At 50.3% G+C, this 20438-nt stretch carries 19 protein-coding genes; 18 read left to right on the top strand and 1 reads right to left on the bottom strand.

The window, feature by feature from the left end:
* Positions 1-118: 118 nt before the first annotated feature.
* On the bottom strand, positions 119-1579 hold the full coding sequence (locus BLT35_RS03760) for a DHA2 family efflux MFS transporter permease subunit (protein ID WP_062407338.1): 1461 nt from the start codon (positions 1577-1579) through the stop codon (positions 119-121).
* Positions 1580-1982: 403 nt separating this feature from the next.
* Between BLT35_RS03760 and BLT35_RS03755 the strand changes: the two genes are divergently transcribed.
* From BLT35_RS03755 to BLT35_RS03675, 18 genes are all read left to right on the top strand, one after another.
* Positions 1983-3053 (top strand): ABC transporter substrate-binding protein, encoded by a 1071-nt coding sequence (locus BLT35_RS03755; protein ID WP_062407340.1) that lies wholly within the window; start codon positions 1983-1985, stop codon positions 3051-3053.
* 20 nt (positions 3054-3073) lie between these two features.
* Complete coding sequence (locus BLT35_RS03750) at positions 3074-3949, top strand: ABC transporter ATP-binding protein (RefSeq protein ID WP_054817964.1); 876 nt, start codon at positions 3074-3076, stop codon at positions 3947-3949.
* The gene (locus BLT35_RS03745) at positions 3942-4802 is read left to right on the top strand and encodes an ABC transporter permease (RefSeq protein ID WP_082660658.1); all 861 of its coding nucleotides are present in this window, start codon (positions 3942-3944) and stop codon (positions 4800-4802) included. The genes BLT35_RS03750 and BLT35_RS03745 overlap by 8 nt, the downstream gene beginning before the upstream one ends.
* A 31-nt stretch (positions 4803-4833) precedes the next feature.
* Positions 4834-6177: an LLM class flavin-dependent oxidoreductase gene (locus BLT35_RS03740; protein WP_074727029.1), complete on the top strand. Its 1344-nt coding sequence runs from the start codon at positions 4834-4836 to the stop codon at positions 6175-6177.
* Entirely contained in the window at positions 6167-6646 is a 480-nt protein-coding gene (locus BLT35_RS03735) for an SDR family oxidoreductase (RefSeq protein ID WP_074727028.1), read from the top strand. The genes BLT35_RS03740 and BLT35_RS03735 overlap by 11 nt, the downstream gene beginning before the upstream one ends.
* A 66-nt stretch (positions 6647-6712) precedes the next feature.
* Complete coding sequence (locus tag BLT35_RS03730) at positions 6713-7648, top strand: TauD/TfdA dioxygenase family protein (RefSeq protein ID WP_062407345.1); 936 nt, start codon at positions 6713-6715, stop codon at positions 7646-7648.
* A 112-nt stretch (positions 7649-7760) separates the two neighbouring features.
* Positions 7761-7982: a hypothetical protein gene (locus tag BLT35_RS03725; RefSeq protein ID WP_074727027.1), complete on the top strand. Its 222-nt coding sequence runs from the start codon at positions 7761-7763 to the stop codon at positions 7980-7982.
* Between the two features lie 349 nt (positions 7983-8331).
* Positions 8332-8811, top strand: a complete 480-nt coding sequence (locus tag BLT35_RS03720) for a MarR family winged helix-turn-helix transcriptional regulator (RefSeq protein WP_054817960.1) — start codon at positions 8332-8334, stop codon at positions 8809-8811.
* A 37-nt stretch (positions 8812-8848) separates the two neighbouring features.
* A complete protein-coding gene (locus tag BLT35_RS03715) occupies positions 8849-9898 on the top strand; it encodes an ABC transporter substrate-binding protein (protein WP_074727026.1) in 1050 nt (349 codons plus the stop codon).
* A 14-nt stretch (positions 9899-9912) separates the two neighbouring features.
* A complete protein-coding gene (locus tag BLT35_RS03710; protein ID WP_074727025.1) occupies positions 9913-10689 on the top strand; it encodes an ABC transporter ATP-binding protein in 777 nt (258 codons plus the stop codon).
* Between the two features lie 15 nt (positions 10690-10704).
* Positions 10705-11490, top strand: a complete 786-nt coding sequence (locus BLT35_RS03705; RefSeq protein WP_062407351.1) for an ABC transporter permease — start codon at positions 10705-10707, stop codon at positions 11488-11490.
* A gap of 24 nt (positions 11491-11514) precedes the next feature.
* On the top strand, positions 11515-13782 hold the full coding sequence (locus BLT35_RS03700; protein WP_074727024.1) for an arylsulfatase: 2268 nt from the start codon (positions 11515-11517) through the stop codon (positions 13780-13782).
* 277 nt (positions 13783-14059) lie between these two features.
* The gene (locus tag BLT35_RS03695; RefSeq protein WP_074727023.1) at positions 14060-15811 is read left to right on the top strand and encodes a thiamine pyrophosphate-binding protein; all 1752 of its coding nucleotides are present in this window, start codon (positions 14060-14062) and stop codon (positions 15809-15811) included.
* Positions 15812-15844: 33 nt separating this feature from the next.
* On the top strand, positions 15845-17104 hold the full coding sequence (locus BLT35_RS03690) for an ABC transporter substrate-binding protein (RefSeq protein ID WP_175471920.1): 1260 nt from the start codon (positions 15845-15847) through the stop codon (positions 17102-17104).
* A 22-nt stretch (positions 17105-17126) separates the two neighbouring features.
* Positions 17127-18008: a branched-chain amino acid ABC transporter permease gene (locus BLT35_RS03685; protein ID WP_083351170.1), complete on the top strand. Its 882-nt coding sequence runs from the start codon at positions 17127-17129 to the stop codon at positions 18006-18008.
* Position 18009: 1 nt separating this feature from the next.
* Positions 18010-18981 carry a branched-chain amino acid ABC transporter permease gene (locus BLT35_RS26170; RefSeq protein ID WP_062407361.1) on the top strand — a complete coding sequence of 324 codons (972 nt, stop codon included), beginning with the start codon at positions 18010-18012 and terminating at the stop codon, positions 18979-18981.
* Between the two features lie 3 nt (positions 18982-18984).
* A complete protein-coding gene (locus tag BLT35_RS26165) occupies positions 18985-19728 on the top strand; it encodes an ABC transporter ATP-binding protein (protein ID WP_254777502.1) in 744 nt (247 codons plus the stop codon).
* A complete protein-coding gene (locus tag BLT35_RS03675; protein WP_367888772.1) occupies positions 19706-20419 on the top strand; it encodes an ABC transporter ATP-binding protein in 714 nt (237 codons plus the stop codon). The genes BLT35_RS26165 and BLT35_RS03675 overlap by 23 nt, the downstream gene beginning before the upstream one ends.
* Positions 20420-20438: the final 19 nt, after the last annotated feature.

Below are 20438 nucleotides of genomic sequence, written 5' to 3'. Positions count from 1 at the left end.
ATCATTACGCTCTATACAACGTATGCCATGGGAGATCATATAATGACAAAGCATGAGGGCAGGGATGCATAAACACCCCTGCTTTTTTTTATTGATTCGCATCGTGTGTCCGTATGGGTCAGGCGTTTTTCTTGGCTGTGCCGAACCGCTGCGTACGAAGCATGAACGCAAGCGGCAGCCCAATAAACGAAAATGCGGCCGCGAACAAAAATGCATCATCAATGCTCATCGTATAGGCGGTCAGATGTATCCATCTGCTGCTTTCGTCGGCAGCCGTATGCTGCAAAACATGCGTATGGGTATTCATCCGGGCATAGAAGATGGAGGTGAACAGTCCCAGCGCCAACGCCCCGAAAATTTGTCTTAACCAATTGATCAATGCCGAAGCATGGCCATACAGCTCCGGCGGCACGGCTTGCATTCCGGCGTTCATCGCAGGGGTCAGCGAAAGGCCGATGCCTATGTAACGGACGGCCATCCAAACCGCAACGTACGTGTAGCTGGTATCGAGCTGCAGAAAACTAAACATCCACGAGGCGAACACCACCAGGAAACCGCCTGCGAGCACCAGTCGAAGCGGTCCGACCCGATCATACCAGCGTCCGGCCGCAATGGTTGCGACACCGAGAGTCAGCGCCGGCAGCAGAAGCAGCAGACCCACATGGGAAGGACTCATCTGATGAATTTCCTGAAGATATAACGGAATAAAATAAATTCCCGAGTACAAGCCCACGATGAGCACGGCGGAAACGGTGATGCTTGCCGTGAAGATCCGGTTGCGGAACAGCCGCAGCTGCAGCAGAGGCTCCTTCGTTCTCAGTTCAAGAATAACAAACAAAAGTATCGCCGATAAGCCAATACTCAGAAACAATACGGAAGCTCCGGAGGCGAAGCCCCAGCTGTACACATTCGTGAAGAATGTCAGCAGCGCAAGACTCCCTGCCACAGCATAAGCCAACCCCCAGCCGTCCAAACGCTTGGGTACGTTCCCGCGTTGGAAAGGAATCGTCCTCCAGCCGAGCAGCAGCGTCAACAGGCATAGCGGGATGAGCACCAGAAACATCCATGGCCATTGATGCTCCATCAGCCACCCGCTGATCGTGGGCGCAAGGGCGGGACCCAGAATGGTGGATGCCGACCAAAGGCTGACGGCCATCGTCTGTTTCGGTTTCGGTGTGACCTGGAAAATAATCGTAAGCGTTACAGGTTGAATTAATCCGCAAAAGATGCCCTGCAGCATCCGGAATACGATCAGGGCATAAATATTCCAAGAAATCGAACAAAGAATGGAACTTACAAGAAGCCCGGCAATCGAGAACAAAAACAAATTTTTGTTGCTGAACTTCTCGCCAAGGTATCCGGTAATGGGAGTGATGACCCCTGCCGTCAGCGTAAATCCGGTCATTAGCCATTGGGCAGTCGCAAGGTCAGAGTTGAAAATACGAATGAAGGAGGGGATGCCGACGTTCATAGAGCAAATATTGTAAATCGAGATGAACGATCCGAGGATCACAACGACCAGTACAGGAACATAGGAAGATGATGCCGTTTGTTTCACAGGACGGGCTGCGGTATTCATATAAACCACTCCTTTGCTTTAAAAACAAAAAAGAGACATGACTGCTTGCCCTGCACATGTCTCCGGAGGTCCGGTTGATTTTGTTTTAACCCTATCGTCTGACGTTGGATTCTATCTTATCAATGATTTTTTTGGGAGTCAATCCAATTTTTCCCTACATTAGAGCGAGGAATAAAGGCCTTGAATTCATCGGCTCAGCTGCCATTTTTGCAAAAAAACCTGTTGACATGGGTAAACATCAAGGGTAATATTGCGTTAAATCAAAGTAAGTCTATAGGTATTACCGGTTAATCGACCGGACTTCCGGAGACACCATCATCTTGAGATGAATGTGTGTCTTTTTTTATCGACAAAATACGGGGCGTACTGAAATGAACAAAACAAAAAAGCGGAGGTTTGAACCATGAAAAAACATTGGGTAAAAAAATGGATCAGCGCGGCGGTATTTCTTTTACTCGCTTCTTCCATCCTGCTTACAGGCTGCGGTCAAACCAAAACTTCTGCGGCCGACGGGTCCAACGATGCTGACAAAGGCTCCAAAGGTGACGAACTGGAAGTGACCGAGCTTAGATACCAAGGTTCGGTCGGTGCGGTAACGTTTCCTGAATTAGCTGCCGACCTGGGATATTTGGCGCCTCTGAAGCTGAATCACATCGGCAATACGATCAGCGGCCCGCAGGATATCCAAGCCGTTGTGACCGGGGATACCGATTTTGGCGGAGCCTTTAACGGGGCGATCGTGAAGCTGATTGCCGCGGGAGCGCCCATTAAGCCGGTGATCGGATATTACGGTGTCGATGATGAAACATGGACCGGTTATTACGTCTTGGACGGCAGTCCGATCAAGACGGCCAAAGATTTAATCGGGAAAAAAATCGCCGTAAATACGCTCGGTGCCCATCATGAATTTGTTATTAAAGAATATTTGCACCGGGAAGGACTGACGAAGGAAGAGATTGAGAAAGTGACACTCGTCGTTATCCCGCCGGTCACTTCGGAGCAAACGCTGCGGGCAAATCAGGTAGACGTTGCCACGCTCGGCGGAATACTGCGCGACAAAGCATTGGAGCGCGGCGGCATTCATCCGCTGTTTACGGATCGGGAACTGTTCGGCAATTTTACGGCCGGAAGCTACGTGCTGACGGAAAAGTTTATCAAAGAGAATCCCAACACGGCCCGCAAATTTGTGGAAGCCACCGCGAAAGCCATCGAGTGGGCGCGCACGACACCGCGTGACGAAGTCGTTGCCCGTTTCGAAAATATCATTAATACACGGGGCCGTAAAGAAGATACAAGTGCCATTAAGTATTGGAAGAGCACAGGCGTTGCCGGGGCCGGCGGGCTCATCTCGGATCAGGAGTTCGATACATGGATCAAATGGCTTGAAAAAGAAGAGGTGTTGAAAAAAGGACAATTAAAGGTCGAGGGATTATACACGAATGAATTTAATCCATACGCAAACGAAAAGAAATAAACGGTGAGAGGAGTATGCAAATGTCAGCCAAAATCAGCATTCAGCATGTGCACAAGTCGTTTCAGATCCAGCGGAATCTCGGACACCTGAAGGCAAGCGCCCAGCCTGTCTACGCTCTGCAGGACATTAGCTTGGACGTGAGGCCCGGGGAATTTATGGTGATTGTCGGCCCGAGCGGCTGCGGCAAATCGACGCTGCTCGATCTGCTTGCCGGCTTAACGAAACCGAGCAGCGGTCAGATTTTGCTCGACGGCAAACCGATTGCGGGCCCCGACTTATCACGCGGTATCGTCTTCCAGCAATATGCGCTGTTCCCTTGGAAAACGGCTCTTGCGAATGTCGAGTTCGGATTGGAGACCAAAGGCGTAGGGCGGAAGGAGCGCAAGAAAACCGCACGCGAATTCATTCAACTGGTCGGCCTCGGCGGCTTCGAAAACCGTTATCCGCATGAGCTTTCAGGCGGGATGAAGCAGCGGATTGCGATCGCCAGAAGCTTGGCCTATGATCCTGAAGTGCTTCTGATGGACGAACCCTTCGCCGCACTGGACGCACAGACAAGAGAAACGCTCCAAAGTGAGCTGCTTCGCATTTGGGAAGCTACGGGGAAGACGATTATTTTCATCACGCACGGGATTGAAGAAGCCGTTTATCTTGGCCAGCGGGTAGCCGTCATGTCGTCGCGTCCGGGCCGCATTAAAGCGGTCATCGATATTCCTTTTAACGCCAGAACATCGGGGGAAGATCTGCGCTCCCATCCGGAATTTGTGGCGATCCGCCATCAAATTTGGGGTTTGCTGAAGGATGAGGTTCACAAATCGCAGGAACAGGAAATGGAGAAAAGCCTGCATGGGGCAGGCGCGAAACCGAATTCGAAAGGAGCTGCAGCCAATGAGTAATGCAACTGCGGCAGAACTGCAGACGGGACTGAAACAGGAGAAAGCGATCACGGAGCGCAAACGGGGGTTGTACGCGCTGCGGTGGTCATTAAAGAATCTGTATTCGTTGTTTAAAAGCTCAATGGCCATTATCGCATTTCTTGCTTTATGGGAGCTGGCGCCGCGGTTAGGCATAACCAACGAGACCTTTCTGCCCCCTTTTTCCCTAGTGGTTAGTTCATGGTGGGAACTGCTGATATCCGGAGATTTGGCCGAGCATACCGAAGCGAGCCTGACGCGCTCGTTTAGCGGATTTTTTCTGGCGATTGCCATCAGCATTCCGCTCGGCCTGGCCATCGGCTGGTGGAGGCCGGTTGCGGAATTTCTTAACCCGCTGCTGGAGCTGTTCCGCAATACGGCGGCGCTTGCGATTCTCCCTGTATTTATTTTGCTGCTTGGTCTTGGTGAAACATCGAAGATTGCAATCGTGTTCTACGCCTGCGTGTTCCCTCTGCTGCTGAATACGATCAGCGGTGTCCGCAACGTAGACCCGCTTTTAATTAAATCGGCCCGATCGATGGGGCTGTCCTCGATCAGCCTGTTCCGCAAAGTCATTATTCCCGCCTCAGTACCTACCATTTTTGTTGGCATTAGACAAGCCGGCGCCAGCTCCATTCTTGTATTGGTTGCTGCGGAGATGGTTGGAGCGAAATCCGGCCTGGGTTATTTGGTCCAATATACGCAGTTTAGTTTTCAAATCCCTCAAATGTACTCGGGTATCATTTCTATCTCTTTAATTGGTCTTGTGATCAACTATGTCCTGGTGTTTACAGAGAAAAAGTTGACTTCCTGGAAGCAATCCATAAACGAATAATGATCATTTGATTGGGAAAGGTGTAGATGACATGAGCAGAGCGCAAAGACAAATGAACTTAAATGTGTTTCTTATGAACGCGGGACATCACGAGGCGGCATGGCGCCGCCCGGATACGGAGCCGCACCATATTACCGATATCAAGTACTTTCAGCGTCTCGCACAAACAGCGGAAAATGCGAAATTTGACTCGCTGTTCTTAGCTGATGGACTTGCGGTAAGCCCTAATATTAAGCACGGCGCTTTTATCGGATTGGAGCCGTTCACTCTGTTGTCCGCGCTGGCTGCCGTTACTGAACGGATCGGCTTGATCGGAACGGTATCGACGACCTATAACGAGCCGTTTCATGTGGCCCGCAAGTTCGCTTCGCTGGATCATATCAGCAAAGGCCGTGCAGGCTGGAACATCGTCACGTCCGGAAGTGAATTCGAAGCGCACAACTTCAACAGGGACACGCATTTGGAACACGGCAAACGGTATGCGCGGGCCAGAGAATTTCTGCAGGTGGCCACCAGCTTATGGGACAGTTGGGAAGATGATGCGATTGTTATCGACCGGGAGTCGGGTACTTTTGCCGACAGCCGTAAAGTCCGCCCCATTCACCATACGGGAGACACGTTCAAAGTACGGGGGCCGCTGAATGTCCCCAGACCGCCGCAGGGATACCCGGTGCTTGTGCAGGCGGGTTCCTCCGAGGACGGCAAAGAGTTTGCCGCCCAGTATGCCGAAGCCATCTTTACCGCGCAGCAAACATTGGCGGACGGGCAACAGTTTTATTCCGATGTGAAAAGCAGGCTGGTGAAATACGGACGAGATCCGGATCAGTTGAAAATATTGCCGGGCATTTGCCCGATCATCGGCGACACGGAATCGGAAGCGAAGGAAAAGGAGCAGGAGATCAATGAATTGACAGTGCCGGCTTACGGGCTGCAGCAGCTGTCAAACATGCTGGGCGTAGAGTTATATACATATCCTCTTGACGGTCCGCTGCCCGAATTGCCTGATATTGACAAGATTAACGGCAATAAGAGCCGTTTCCAACTGGTCGCCGATCTCGCCAAACGGGAACAGCTGACCATCCGCCAATTGATTCATAAGCTTGCGGGCGCCAGAGGGCACCGTGTATTTGCCGGTACGGCGCTGCAAGTCGCTGACCAGTTGGAAGAATGGTTTACGTTGGGGGCCGGCGACGGGTTTAACGTCATGCCTCCCTATTTGCCTGGCGGACTGGAGGAGTTTGCGCAGCAAGTTGTACCGGAGCTTCAGCGCAGAGGATTATTCCGCACAGAATACAGCGGCTCGACACTCCGCGAGCACTACGGCTTAAGAAGACCGGTCAATTCATTTACCGCAGCCGCAGTCCTTGACGGATGAAGATTTTACCGACGCATGGAATTTGAAGCTGCTTGGTTATATACGCACGATCAGAGCGGTTTTGCCGCATTATCAGGAAAGACGGCAGGGCAGTATCGTCAATATCGTCGGCGGTGCCGGACGGACGCCTTCTCCTTTGTTCCTTCCCGGTGGAACGACCAACGCCGCGCTGTTAAATTTCAGCAAAGGCTTTTCCAAGGAGCTTGCGAAATACGGGATTCGGATCAACTCGGTGTCTCCGGGGCTTACGGCTACGGAAAGAGCGGAAGTGCTTGCCCTGCAGCAAGCTGAGGCGAAAGGAATTTCCGTTGAGCAGTATAAGGCGAAGAGCACAGCAGCGATCCCGCTGGGCAGGCTTGTGGATCCGCAGGAAATTGCGGATATTGTGTTATTTCTCGCATCCGATCGGGCTAAGTCCATTACGGGTGCTGAAATATTGGTGGACGGCGGCCAGCAGCCGGGTGTGTAACAGAAGATCAGGGCAGTGGAGCTGGAGGCTGCCCGGATACAACCATATTCTTGAGGAGGTTTTGGAATGAGTAACGTGGGCAACGACAATGCGGTGGAGTTGAAGGCAAAGGTGCACCCGATCGCCGGGCGGATCGGTGCAGAGATTACGGGTGTGAAGCTTTCCGCGGATCTGGATCCGGAGACTGATGCAGTAATTAAGGAGGCTTTATTGAAATATAAAGTCATCTTCTTCCGCGGCCAGCATCATCTGGATGATGCAGGACAGGAGGCGTTGGCTGGATTGTTCGGCGACCCGGTTGCACATCCGACCGTGCCCAAGAAGGAGGGAACGGGTTACATTCTGGAGCTCAATGCCGCACATGGACGCCGCGCGGACTCGTGGCATACCGACGTCACTTTCGTCGATGCTTATCCGAAGATTTCGATCCTGAGAGCAGTAACTGTTCCGAAATCGGGCGGCGATACCGTTTGGGCCAACACTGCGGCTGCCTATGAGCATCTGCCTGAAGAGCTGCGCAAGCTGGTCGACAGGCTGTGGGCCTTGCATACGAATGAATACGACTATGCCGCAAATCGAAGCAAAGTGTCGGACGAGGCGCTTCGCTATCACCGGGAAGTGTTCACATCCACGCTGTATGAGACGGAGCACCCGATCGTAAGGGTGCATCCGGAGACAGGCGAGCGTTCACTGCTGCTGGGGCATTTTGTAAAGAAAATTATCGGCCTGTCGTCCGCCGATTCCGCTTATCTGCTGAGCCTGCTGCAAAACCATGTGATTCGCTTGGAAAATACGGTGCGCTGGCGCTGGTCCGCCGGCGACGTGGCGATCTGGGATAACCGCGCAACTCAGCATTATGCCATCAACGATTACGGCGACCAGCAGCGTATTGTACGCAGAGTGACGGTGGATGGCGATATTCCTGTCGGTGTGGACGGAAGACAAAGTGTAACGCGCAAGAAGCTGCCGAATGATGGCTTATCGGACGAGGCGACGGCATAACAACGGGTCTATGGAAGCCCGTAAGAGAGCGGCGGCATGGTGCTGCTGCGATCTTGCGGGTTTTGTTATGGATAAACCGAATAAAAATAATCAAACAAGGAGTCATGATGCGATGAACCGGATGAGCATTTCCATTTTATACAATGAAGTTCCCGTAGTCGTGAATTTGATCGGAACCGATCTTAAGCTGATTCCATCCTTATTATCCGCACTAAAGCAGAACAAAATTACGTTATCGTCCATTCAGGAGCCGCCCTGGCAAATTGACTTGTATAGCTCGGAGGCGGTACTTTACTTCAATGCGGGAGATAAATACAGGATACCTATCTTTTAATGGCCGGCGATTCGCCGAAGCTGCCAGGAACACGGCGCACAACGTTTGGCAAGCGGCAAGCTCTTGAGCGGCGGGCCGTATTTCGTTATGGTTCATCCCTCCAAATTCATGGAGGGATTTTTCAAATTCATACTTGACATATCGGAATTATCGATATAAAATTTCCTTATCCAAAAGTATCTTTCTATTCATTTATTAACTGCATTAATAAAATCGACGCCGATTGGACATGCCAAAGGCTCCTGAATTTCCTTTCATTTGCGAAAGGACAGGGGTCTTTTTGCGTTTTTTAGCAGATAACGTAAATGGACTCCGGCACAATACCTGATTTAAAAAATGGAGGGAAATCATGGAACATCATCACGATCATTTATTGGAGGAATTGGACTACTACTTTCGCAAAATGGTCCGGAAGTTTGTCGTCGAACGGGACAAAATTGCGATCGAAGGCCTGGTCAGCCTTCCCCAAATTTTGATTCTGAGGCTGCTGGATCAAAAAGGGCCGCACAAAGCAGGCGAATTGGCGGATGAACTGGATTTTACTACCGGCGCGATCACGGCGCTGTGCGACAAGTTGGTAAAGGCGGGGTTGATAGAGCGCGCAAGAACCGATCTAGACCGCAGAATCGTCATTGTACGCATTACGGAAGCGGGTAAAGCGTTTCTCAAGCGCAATGAAGGCATAAAGGGGAAAGTGCCCGGGGTTCTCTTTGATGGATTTACGGAAGAAGAAAAAAGAATTCATCTGGATTTTTGTCTACGAATTTTGGCCAACTTGCCGAGAATGTCCGAAGCGGTGAAGCCATTTACCACACCGAGAAACGAATAACGTTACATCAACTATCATTTAAGGGAGGAAAAACCATATGAAAATCAATGCATTGAAAACGGCAGTTCTTACATTTAGTGTGTTTACGCTGGCTTTAACAGCCGCTTGCTCTACGTCGACTACGGAAAATAACGCGACAGGCGCCCAAACGGGTGCAGCCGGCGCGAAGCAGACAACGCCGGTCAAGGTCAGATTAGCGATCGATACGGCGGCAGGAGGCTCCTTTCAATTCCGTATCGCAAAGGAAAAAGGTTTTTTTCAAAAGCATGGCATTGAACCGGAAATATCCAATTTCGCTTACGGGATCGATACGGTCAACGCTTTGCTGATCAGCCAAGCGGATACGGCGCTTGCGGCAGACTATGCTTTGGTCAACTCGCTGGGGAAAGGGGATATGACGGTTGTCAGTGCGCTTACTCGCACAAACGAGCAATCCGCCGCCAAGACGCTGCTATTCGCGAGAGACCATATCAATACGCCGGAAGATTTTAAAGGGAAGAAGCTCGGCGTGGCCAAAGGAACCGTGTATGAATACGTCTGGGCCAAGTATCTGGAAAAGAACAATATCGACGAAAAAGAAGTGACCTATGTGCCATACAGTACGCCGGATGAAGCGATCGTTTCTTTGCAAAAAGGAGACATGGATGCCGTGTGGATCGGAGGCGCGCTGGTCGATAAATTTAAGGCTATCAAGGGCGTCAAAGCGTTAATCGATGTATCCGGCTCCGGTGTAAACATCAGTTCATATTTGCTGGTCGATACGGCGTTCGTCAAAAACAACCCGGATGCCGTCAGCTCGGTGCTCAAAGCGTTGGATGAGGGGATTCGCTATATTCCGGATCATAAAGAAGAAACGGCGGAGGTGGCGTTCAAGGAGCTGAAGCTGCCGAAAGACCGCGTTTTGGAAGACTTGCAATCGACGAACTATACGCTTGGATTTACCCAAGAGGATTATCTTCATCTGCAGGATGTCAAGAAATGGGTCGAAAGCAAAGGCATATTAAAAGACAAGTACGAACTGAAGGATAAAATTAATATCGAGCCGTTGAAAAAAGCGCTGCCTGAAACGGTAAGCTACGAGCCGTAAGGAGATGGGTTGATATGGCTTTATCTGCAACACCGAAGACCATTCATATCGAAAACGTCAATAAAGCGTTCCCTGATGCTTCCGGGACCAATGTCCACTATGTGCTGCGAGATGTGAATCTGGTCGTTCAGGAAGGAGAGTTTTTCGTTCTTCTCGGGCCGAGCGGCTGCGGGAAATCGACTCTGCTGAATATGATCGCAGGCTTTATCTCGAAAACGGAGGGGCGTCTTGCTCTCGGCGATGAAGAAATTAACAAGCCGGGCAGCGACCGGGCCATGGTATTTCAAAGCGCGGACGCTTCTTTGTTTCCGTGGCTCACCGTCCGGGAAAATGTGGAGTTTGGCCTGCGCATGAAGAAAGTTCCGAAGGCGGAGCGGAACCGGATTTCCGACGAATTTATTCGGCTCGTCGGGCTTGCAGGGCACGAAGACAAATTTCCCAAAGCGCTGTCCGGGGGAATGAAGCAGCGGGTGCAGCTGGCAAGGGTGCTGGCGAACGATCCGGCCATTCTTCTCATGGACGAGCCGTTTGGCGCATTGGACGCCATGACGCGCCGTACGATGCAGAAAGAACTGATACGTATTTGGCGGCAGACGAACAAGACCGTTGTGTTTGTGACGCACGATATTCAGGAGGCGCTCCTTCTGGGTGAAAGAATCGGCATTATGTCTATCGGTCCGAATTCGCGGATCTCCGAAGTGTATGACGTTCCGCTGCCGTATCCCAGAGACATGGCGGATGCGAGATTCCTTGAGCTCTTGCAAGCCATTGAGAGCCATTTTGAAGAATAGAGGGGGGCGCCAAACTTGGCTTTTTATAAAAAACTGCTGAATACGGGCGTAGTAACCTGGATCATCGTATTGATCGGTTGGCAGCTCCTGTCGGTGAGTTCCCATCCGGATTTTCTGCCCGGTCCTGTGCATACGTTTCGGGGAATGGTGGAATTAGCCCAGGACGGATCGCTTTTTCGTTACATCGGGATCAGTTTCGCGCGGGTGCTTACAGGCTGGGTGCTCGGCTGTGCTGTAGCCGTACCGATCGGGCTGCTGATGGGCAGGGTGACCATCATCCGCACGTTGACGGAACCATTCCTTAACTTCATCCGGTTTATTCCGCCTCTGGCCTTCATCACCTTATTTCTGCTGTGGTTCGGGATTGGGGAAACGTCCAAGATTGTTTTGATTATGTACGCCACATTATTTATCGTCATCCTGAATACGATGACCGGCGTGCTGTCGGTCGAGGAGGATAAGGTTCGTTCGGCCAGAAGCATGGGGGCTTCCGAGTGGCAAATCCTGCTCCATGTGATCATTCCTTCGACGGTGCCTTATATATTCACGGGCATGAGGCTTGCGATGGGCACATCGTTTATGGCGATTATTGGCGCAGAGATGGTGGCATCCAATGAAGGCGTCGGATTCATGATCTGGAGCTCCAGACTGTACTTCAAGACGGATTGGATTTTTGTAGGCTTGTTCTCTTTGGGCGTGATGGGATTTGTCACGGACCGTCTGCTCGGCTGGTTCGGGAGCGTCGCGCTGTCGCGTTACGGTATTGTAGGCGGGGCCGTATTTCGCGGGAAATTAAAGTAATTTCAATCTAAAGGAGGGCTTGGCATGTCTGCATGGAAAGAGGAAACGTTTCAAGGCGTGATCGGCCGAACCGTGGAAGAATCGGTGCCTTGGTGGCCAAAACCGGATAAACCGTCCGAAGGACGCCCCAATATCGTGATCATCCTGTTGGACGATCTTGGTTTCGCCCATCTGGGCTGTTACGGTTCCGATATTCACACGCCCCATATGGATGCGCTGGCAGCGGGGGGGCTCCGCTACAATAATTTTCATACGACGGCGATTTGCTCACCGACGAGGGCATCGCTTCTGACCGGGAGAAATCCGCATAGCGCCGGGGTGTCGTTCGTCTCCGAATATGACAGCGGTTTTCCTCATAGCCGCGGAAAAGTACGCAAAGATACGGCATTGATCAGTGAGATTTTGCTGGAACATGGTTACAGTACCTATGCCGTAGGAAAGTGGCACCTGACGCCGGGCAAAGAGCAAAGCAATGTGGGGCCTTTCGACAATTGGCCTTTAGGAAGAGGATTTGAGCATTACTACGGCTTTTTGTCCGGCGCGACAAGCCAGTGGTATCCTGACCTGGTGGAGGACAACCGCAGGGTGCCCCAGCCCAAAACACCGGAGGAAGGCTATCATTTAACGGAGGATTTGACGGATAAAGCGATCGAATATATTCGTGACCACCACAGCGCCGCGCCGGACAAGCCGTTTTTCTGTTATCTGGCCTACGGTGCTACGCACGCGCCTCATCATGCTCCCAAGGAGTTTATCGATAAGTACAAAGGGAAATATGACAAAGGCTGGGATTGTACCCGCGAAGAGTGGTTTGCCAGACAGCAGGCGCTGGGCATTATCCCTGCGGATGCGAAACTGCCGCCCCGCAATCCAGGCGTGAAGGCGTGGGATGAATTAAGCGCCGACGAGCAGAGGCTGTATGCCCGGATGCAGGAAGCATTTGCAGGCTTTCTGGAACATACGGACTATCATATCGGACGCTTTATCGATTTTCTGAAGACCATCGGACAACTGGACAATACCTTGATTCTCCTGCTTTCCGATAATGGGGCTTGCGCTATGGGCGGAAAAGAAGGAACGGTAAATTCCTGGAACGGGCTGGGGACTCAAGAGTCGTTTGAAAGTAAATTGAAACGAATAGACGAAATAGGCAGCCCTTTGGCCAATAATCATTATCCTGCCGGTTGGGCGCAAGTCGGGAATACGCCTTTAAAGTGGTATAAATCGTTCGTTCATGCGGGAGGAGTCAAGGATCCGCTGATTATCCATTATCCTGAGAAGATCAAAGATGCCGGAGCTATTCGCAGCCAGTATCACCACGTCATCGATATCGTACCGACCATTCTGGAACTGCTTCATATCGAAGCTCCATCCGTATTGAAGGGTGTGCCGCAGAAGCCGATCGAGGGAGTCAGCCTGGCGTACACGTTTGATGATGGATCGTTGCCGACACGCAAAGAGATTCAATATTACGAAATGGTGGGCAATCGGGCCATTTACTATAAAGGTTGGAAAGCCGTGGCGGCCCATAAGCCGGATACCCCGTTTGAAGAAGATTCCTGGGAGCTGTACCGGGTGGATGAGGATTACTCGGAAATGAACGATTTGGCCGGGCAAAAGCCCGAAATATTGCGTGATTTGATCGACCGCTGGTGGGTGGAGGCCGGCAAATATGGCGTGCTTCCGCTGGACGGGCGTTCGCTGGCCGGGAAAATCCGTGCCCGGAAATCGGTCATCACCCAACCCGCCGGACCGGTACGGAGGAAGTATTATCCGTCTCCGTCCCGTTTCCATGCCTCGGTCGCCCCGGATCTTCGCAATAAATCCTTTGAGATCCGTGTGCCGTTATCCCGTCATACCTCCGAGGAAGAAGGAGTGTTGATTTCCCAGGGGGACGGTTCCGGCGGTTATGTACTGTATATCCAAAACAACCGGCTTGTATTTTACTACAACTATTCCGGTATCGGGAAATACACGGTCATCTCGGATCAGGAGCTTCCTGCCGGTTCGATCGTTCTCCGTTTGTTGATGCTGAACACAGGTGACAATGAAGGGACAGTCAAAATGTTCATTGAGAATCGGCAGATCGGGGAAGGAACCGTCGGTCATACCGGCTTTCTCGGATTTGCCGGCGGAGCTTTTCAAATTGGGCGTGACGATCAAAGCGCCGTCAGTCCTGCCTACGCGGCGCCGTTTGCCTTCACCGGCACGATCGACCATGTAGCCATTACGCTAGGCGCCTACGATTTTGATGTTGAAGCGGCTGTGATCCGTGAATTGGCAACGGAGTAGCCTAATGCAGAGCAGGCAAATACCTCCGGGCGAGAACCGGGGAATTTTTGACAACCGATGAATTTGATATGGAAAGACCGCATAAAGGGTGTCACCCATAGGTGACACCCTTTATGCGCAGCAGGCAGTCACATGCTGCGCGAAATTTCATTGACATGTGTACAAAACAGTAAGGAATACAAATACAATGTAGTGATCTATGGAGCACATTCTTAAATTATACCGAACGAATTCATTCCTGTGTCAGTACATTATTTCAAATGGAGGTTGACAGACGATGACGGAAATCCCGAAAACGCTAAAGAGTGGTTCGATTACAAAAGAATGCAGCACAATGGATGGATTATGCCAAATATTGGAAGAAATTGATGCGGAATATGTCTTTGGCATTCCCGGCGGTTATATGGGGAAATTGTATGATGCATTGTACGAGTCCCCAAAAGTAAAACCGATTCTTGTCCGGCATGAACAAATTGCAAGTATTATGGCGGAAGTATTCGGCAGGTTGACGGGCAAGCCGGGGGTTTTCACAGCACAGGGTGCCTGGACCCTTTCGAATGGATTGATGGGGCCTTTGGAAGCCGTTCAGGGTAGTTCACCTATGTTGATTTTAACGGATATGACGGATAATTTCCCGTATTCCCATCATGGTTCATATCAAGCGGGTACAGGAGAATATGGAGGTTATGACGTAAAGAAAGTTTTGGATGCGGTTACAAAATATGCGACGGCGGTATATGGTCCGGAGCAAGCTTTGCAAAGTGTTCAGTTGGCGGTAAAACATGCCGTTTCGGGAAATCCGGGACCTGTGGGCGTAGTGTTCCACAGCTCGGCCATTAACGGAAAAATCAAACCCGACAGCTCCCCTATCATTTATCACTCCCGGCGCTATCTTGTGAATGATAAAAAGGGAGAAACCCATGACAAGATCAAACAGGCATGCCAAGTACTGTCCGGCGCCAAAAGACCGTTTATTATTGCCGGAAACGGGGTTCACGGTTCGAAAGCTTATGCCGAGCTGCAAACCTTTGCCGAAATGATCGGAGCGCCCGTCGGAACGACGGCGCAAGGGAAAAGCGCTATTGCCGAAACGCATCCGAACGCTGTAGGCGTGCTCGGCAATTGGGGACAGGATGCCGCGAATGAGCTTTTATCAGAAGCCGATGTGATTCTTGCCGTCGGTTCCAGGCTAGCGCCTACGGATACATGCAACGAAACGACGAAACTCATTGATCCGTCGAGACAAACGATGATCCAAATTGATATTGAGGCCAAACATGCCAGTTGGGTATATCCTGTCGATATTCCGCTGATTGGCGATGCCAAAATCATCCTGAATCAATTGATAGACACGATCACGCCTTTGGATGCAGGGGAACTTCAAGCAAGAACAGAAAAAATAAAAGCTTGTAAATTGGCAAACCGGTACATGGTTTGCGATGAGATGGAATCGGATGCGATCCCGATTCTTCCCCAGAGGTTGGTGAAGGAGCTGCAGGAAGCCGTTGACGAAGACACGGTGATTACGCTGGACGCAGGTGAAAACCGCGTATTTATGACCCACTTCTTTAAATCGAAAGCGGCAGGAAGCATTATACCGCCCGCCTCGGCCGGGGGAATGGGATATGCCATGCCGGCTGCGCTGGCCGTTAAATTGGTAAAACCGCAAAGTAAAGTCGTGGCCGTTACGGGCGACGGAGGTTTCGCGATGACCATGAACGCGCTGATTACTTCCGTCCAGTACACGATTCCGTTCGTCACCATTATTTTTAATAATTCTGCGTTAGGCTGGGTCAAAAATGCTCAACACGGCCGGATTATCGCTTCCGAATATGACAACTGCAACTTTGCCGATATGGCCAAAGCGATGGGGTGCGACGGCATCAGAGTGGAAAATCCCGATGAATTGGTCGGCGTCATCAAGCGTGCATTGGCCTCCGGGCGTACGACAGTGATTGATGTAGCAACAACAGACCGGGAAAGTTATAAGAAGGTCATGTCCGCCATGGCCGTGTCCCTGGAGGATTGAGATTTGCCCATCATGGAAGAAGGGGGTAGTCAGATGATGAAACATTTCCAACCGAAGCTTATAGCCTTGCTTCTTATTCTCATCATGGTGACGGTGTCGGCATGCAGCCCGGGCCATCCGTCCGGTACCTCAAACCACGCCGATTCCGGTGAGAACAAAGAAACGCTCTATATAGGCGCGCTGTTCCCCCGAAGCGGAAATCTGGCTCCACTTGGAATTGAAAGCTTCAGGGGTGCGGAATTGGCCCGTCTCGAGCAAAATCAGGCCGGCGGTTTGCTGGGCAAAACAGTCGCATTCAAGGAAGCGGATGCCCCTAGCCCCAACGCCGCACAAGCGGAAGCCGACCGTTTAATCAACAAGGAAAAAATAACAGCGATCTTGGGGAGCTATTCCAGTTCCATCTCGATGGCGGCAAGCCAGGTTGCTGAAAAGAATAGGGTGATCTATTGGGAGGGAGGAGCGGTTTCTACAGCAATCACCTCCAGAGGCTTTAAATATGTGTTTAGAACCCAACCCAACGACACGATGTCGTCAAGGGATCAAGCCCAATTTGTAGCGGATGAACTGACAAAGAGTCTCAATAAACCAATCGGCAATCTGAAGATTATGATTGTACATGAAGATTCCGAGTTTGGAACGAGCGGGGCGGACCGATTCAAGAAAGCGATTCAGGCTGTAGGAGCCAAAGCACCTCCCGTTTATCCTTATAACGCCCAAGCCAAAGATTTGACATCGATCGTTCTCAAGATCAAGGATGCCCAACCGGATATCCTGTTTGCGGTCTCATATGTGACCGACGGTATTTTGTTGACTCGCCAGATGCTTGAAAATAAAGTCGAGGTTCCCGTATTCCTCGGCGCCGGCGCCGGTTATTCCCTTACGGATTATGCGAAAGCGCTGGGCAACGATAAAGTAGAAGGCAACATTAGTTTTGATGTGCCGCAGTTTACGACTAATCCGAAATATACACCGGGAATGGATCATTTTATCGAAGCCTATAAGAAGCAATATGGCGAAGAGCCGCACAGCGCTCACTCTCTGATTCATTATTGGTCTGCTAAACTGCTCTTCCAAACGATTGAAAAAGCGGAGTCTGTTGAACCGGATAAAATTCGCGAGGCTGTATTTACATGGGATCAGCCGGAGGGGCAAAGCCCGACGGGCTGGGGCATTAAGTTCGGGGAGGACGGACAAAATCAACGCGGCAATTTGTTTGCCCACCAATGGAGAGACGGCAAAATGATCGTCGTATGGCCGAGAGCGGCCGCTTTGAGTGAATTTACATTAGAGTAATGAATCGCATAAAAAGGAGGGGATGATGCAAATGCTGCTGCAGGTTATCGTATCAGGCATATTATTGGGCGGTATGTATTCCCTCATTACCATAGGGCTGACGTTAATTTTCGGCGTGGTTCGCATCGTTAACTTTGCTCATGGCGAGTTTCTCATGCTGGGCATGTTTCTTTGCTATTTCTTGGTAACTTCTTTGGGTATCGACCCTTATCTAACCATGCTGCCGGTTGCTGCAGTGTTATTTGCCCTCGGGGCTTTTACTCAAAAGGTGTTTATACAGCCCTTGCTTGGCGACGAAAATTCCCAGCTCATCATTACGGTAGGCATGATGTATTTTCTGCAAAACGCAGCGCTGTTTTTATTCGGCGGAGAGTACCGAACCATTAGCGTAGACTATCAGAATACCGTCATGAATATAGGAAGCTTGAATGTAAGCTTGACGAAAGCCGTTTCCTTTGCGATCACCATTTTCATTATTGCGGCGTTGTTTCTTTTTCTAAAGAAAACGTTCTATGGAAGAGCGATTCGCGCGGTGGCTCAGGATCGAAATGCCTCGCTGTTGATGGGCATCCCTGTGAATCAGGTATTTCAAGTTACTTTTGGCATTGGCGCAGCGATCGTTGGGGTAGCTTCTTGTTTGTTGATGCCCATATTTTACGTATATCCTACGGTCGGTATGAACTTTGTGCTCATCAGCTTTGTCGTAGCGGTTCTTGGCGGGTTAGGCGATATTCGAGGCGCTCTGGTTGGGGGACTTTTGATCGGTGTCATCGAATCGGCGAGCGGATATTATGTGAGTCCGGGATTGAAGGAAGCGTTTTGTTTTGTCATCTTCTTCCTCGTATTGATATTTAAACCTGCCGGAATGTTAAGCAGCAGAAATAAAGACCTGGTGGTTGAATGATATGAGATTACAAAAATATTACGTTGCCATGACACTCGGGTTTGTGTTGCTCATTTTGCCGGTTTTTTTAACGGATAAGCACCATTTGAATATCGCAGTGATGACCTTAATGTATGCCGCCCTCGCTTTATTTTGGAATTGGGTGGGGGGATATACCGGCCAGTTATCATTTGCCCATATTGTCTTTTTTGGGATCGGAGCGTATACCTCGACCTTGTTATTTCTTCATTTTAACGTCTCTCCCTGGCTCGGAATGCTTGTTGGGGGAATCCTTTCCTCTGTGATTGCGGGTTTTTTAAGTTATTGGACCGTAAGGCTAAAAGGCCCCTTTTTTGCTCTGGCTACCCTCGCTTTATCCCAAGTGAGTTTAATTGTGGCCGTATTCTGGAAAGATTTAACGGGAGGTTCCCAGGGCTTGAGCCTCCCGCTCGCCATGTCGTTCCAAAACATGCTCTTCGATTCCAAAGCCGCCTATTATTTTATCATATGCGTACTTGTACTCATCGGGCTGTCCGTTTCTGTTCGAATTGAAAATTCCCGGACGGGATACTTATTGAAAGCGTTGAAATTGTCGGAGGCGGCTGCGGAGGCCGTAGGAATTAACTCCTTGAAGCTCAAAGTAAGAATCATGTGCTTAAGCGCTTTTTTCACTTCTTTAGCGGGAACCTTTTACGCACAGTACATTATGTATATTGACCCTTACAGCGTTTTTAATCTCGAACTGAATATTCTCATGATTCTGATCGTCATGATCGGAGGCCAGGCCGCTTATTTGGGACCTATGATCGGGGCTCTTCTTCTGGTGCCGGTGAATGAGGTCTTACGTTCGGAATTGGCGCAATTCGGCGACGGTATACACGGGATGTTATACGGCGCCATTCTCATGCTGATTATCATCCTTGCACCTCAAGGCGTGATTGGAATGCTGCGCAAATGGAATACGAGACGGCTGTCGAAATATCAGTCTGAATAAGGAATGATGGATATGGAAGTATTGCGGGTCGAGCATGTGACGAAACGATTCAAAGGTGTCGTTGCCGTTCATGATATCAGCTTTGCTGCGGAAGCGGGGGAGATACTCGGGATTATCGGTCCGAACGGAGCAGGAAAAACGACTTTATTCGATCTGTTAAGCGGTTTTTTGAGGCCGAATGAGGGGAGGATATTGTACCGGGGCAGGGATGTGGCGGACTGGAAAAGACCTAGTGATTTTACGCAGAATGGCATTGCCAAAACCTTTCAAAAGGTAAAGCCGTTCCAGGATATGACGGTAAAAGAAAACGTTATGGTTTCTGCTTTCAGTAAGGTGAAGACGATAGAAGAAGCCGGAAAAACGGCGGAAGAAATTCTCGAAAAAGCTCTGTTGTCCCACCGCACCCATGTGTTGGCCGGCACATTGACGATAGGGGAAAGAAAAAAACTGGAATTGGCCAAAGCACTGGCAACAAGACCGGCGCTCCTTCTGCTGGATGAGGTAATGGGCGGTCTTTCGGAGAGTGAAATGAATCAAGTGATCGATGTCATTAAGTCCCTTCGAAGCAAGGAGCTTACCATCGTTATCATCGAACATATCATGAAGGCGATCATGACCTTAAGCGACCGGATCATCGTCATCAACTTCGGCCAAAAAATTGCCGAAGGCACTCCGGACGAGGTGAAAAGAAATCCCGAAGTGATTAAAGCTTATCTGGGAGGGGGTGTGGCGTTTGCTGAAACTTGAGAAGGTCACAGTATATCACGGGGATGTTTTGGCTCTAAAGGAAGCTTCTATTGAAGTAGCAAAGGGAAAGATCGTCGCATTGCTGGGCAGCAATGGCGCCGGCAAAAGCACAACCATCAATTCGATTTCCGGTATTTACCGTCTCCGGGAGGGGGCTATCCTGTTAGGGGAGGAGAAGATCCATCAGCTTACGCCCAAAGAGATCGTGGAACGGGGAATCGTTCAAGTTCCTGAAGGAAGGAAGCTTTTCCCCGATTTAACGGTTATCGAAAACATTCAGCTCGGAGCCTTTTGCAAGAGGGCAAGAGCTTCCATGAAAGAGCGGTTGGAGATGATTTATGCGTATATGCCACGGCTCTATGAAAGAAGAAAACAAATCGCAGGAACGCTTAGCGGGGGTGAACAGCAAATGTGTGCGATCGCACGCGGATTGATGGCGCAGCCGGATCTCTTAATGCTGGATGAACCTTCATTAGGCTTGGCCCCTTCCATGGTCGAGCAAGTATTCGAAATTATTGCGAAGGTCAATAAGGACGGGACAACGGTACTGCTGGTCGAGCAAAGCGTTCATCGGGCCCTTTCGATATGTCATTACGCCTATGTGCTGGAAAACGGTAAAATCACATTATCCGGAAGCGGAGAAGAACTTCTTCATAACGACGAGCTTCTTTCGGCTTACTTGGGCATATAGCGAGGGGAAGCGGAGGAAT

Origin of the sequence: Paenibacillus naphthalenovorans (assembly GCF_900099895.1) — a bacterium.
Taxonomy (GTDB): Bacteria; Bacillota; Bacilli; order Paenibacillales; family NBRC-103111; genus Paenibacillus_G; species Paenibacillus_G naphthalenovorans.
This window is presented reverse-complemented; position numbering and strand designations above follow the sequence as displayed.

What these genes read in the sequence shown, in the direction of transcription:
- BLT35_RS03760 (WP_062407338.1), bottom strand. Translation starts at nt 1,579, where the DNA reads ATGAATACCGCAGCCCGTCCTGTGAAACAAACGGCATCATCTTCCTAT.
- BLT35_RS03755 (WP_062407340.1), top strand. Translation starts at nt 1,983, where the DNA reads ATGAAAAAACATTGGGTAAAAAAATGGATCAGCGCGGCGGTATTTCTT.
- BLT35_RS03750 (WP_054817964.1), top strand. Translation starts at nt 3,074, where the DNA reads ATGTCAGCCAAAATCAGCATTCAGCATGTGCACAAGTCGTTTCAGATC.
- BLT35_RS03745 (WP_082660658.1), top strand. Translation starts at nt 3,942, where the DNA reads ATGAGTAATGCAACTGCGGCAGAACTGCAGACGGGACTGAAACAGGAG.
- BLT35_RS03740 (WP_074727029.1), top strand. Translation starts at nt 4,834, where the DNA reads ATGAGCAGAGCGCAAAGACAAATGAACTTAAATGTGTTTCTTATGAAC.
- BLT35_RS03730 (WP_062407345.1), top strand. Translation starts at nt 6,713, where the DNA reads ATGAGTAACGTGGGCAACGACAATGCGGTGGAGTTGAAGGCAAAGGTG.
- BLT35_RS03725 (WP_074727027.1), top strand. Translation starts at nt 7,761, where the DNA reads ATGAACCGGATGAGCATTTCCATTTTATACAATGAAGTTCCCGTAGTC.
- BLT35_RS03720 (WP_054817960.1), top strand. Translation starts at nt 8,332, where the DNA reads ATGGAACATCATCACGATCATTTATTGGAGGAATTGGACTACTACTTT.
- BLT35_RS03715 (WP_074727026.1), top strand. Translation starts at nt 8,849, where the DNA reads ATGAAAATCAATGCATTGAAAACGGCAGTTCTTACATTTAGTGTGTTT.
- BLT35_RS03710 (WP_074727025.1), top strand. Translation starts at nt 9,913, where the DNA reads ATGGCTTTATCTGCAACACCGAAGACCATTCATATCGAAAACGTCAAT.
- BLT35_RS03700 (WP_074727024.1), top strand. Translation starts at nt 11,515, where the DNA reads ATGTCTGCATGGAAAGAGGAAACGTTTCAAGGCGTGATCGGCCGAACC.
- BLT35_RS03695 (WP_074727023.1), top strand. Translation starts at nt 14,060, where the DNA reads ATGACGGAAATCCCGAAAACGCTAAAGAGTGGTTCGATTACAAAAGAA.
- BLT35_RS03690 (WP_175471920.1), top strand. Translation starts at nt 15,845, where the DNA reads ATGATGAAACATTTCCAACCGAAGCTTATAGCCTTGCTTCTTATTCTC.
- BLT35_RS03685 (WP_083351170.1), top strand. Translation starts at nt 17,127, where the DNA reads ATGATGCAAATGCTGCTGCAGGTTATCGTATCAGGCATATTATTGGGC.
- BLT35_RS26170 (WP_062407361.1), top strand. Translation starts at nt 18,010, where the DNA reads ATGAGATTACAAAAATATTACGTTGCCATGACACTCGGGTTTGTGTTG.
- BLT35_RS26165 (WP_254777502.1), top strand. Translation starts at nt 18,985, where the DNA reads ATGATGGATATGGAAGTATTGCGGGTCGAGCATGTGACGAAACGATTC.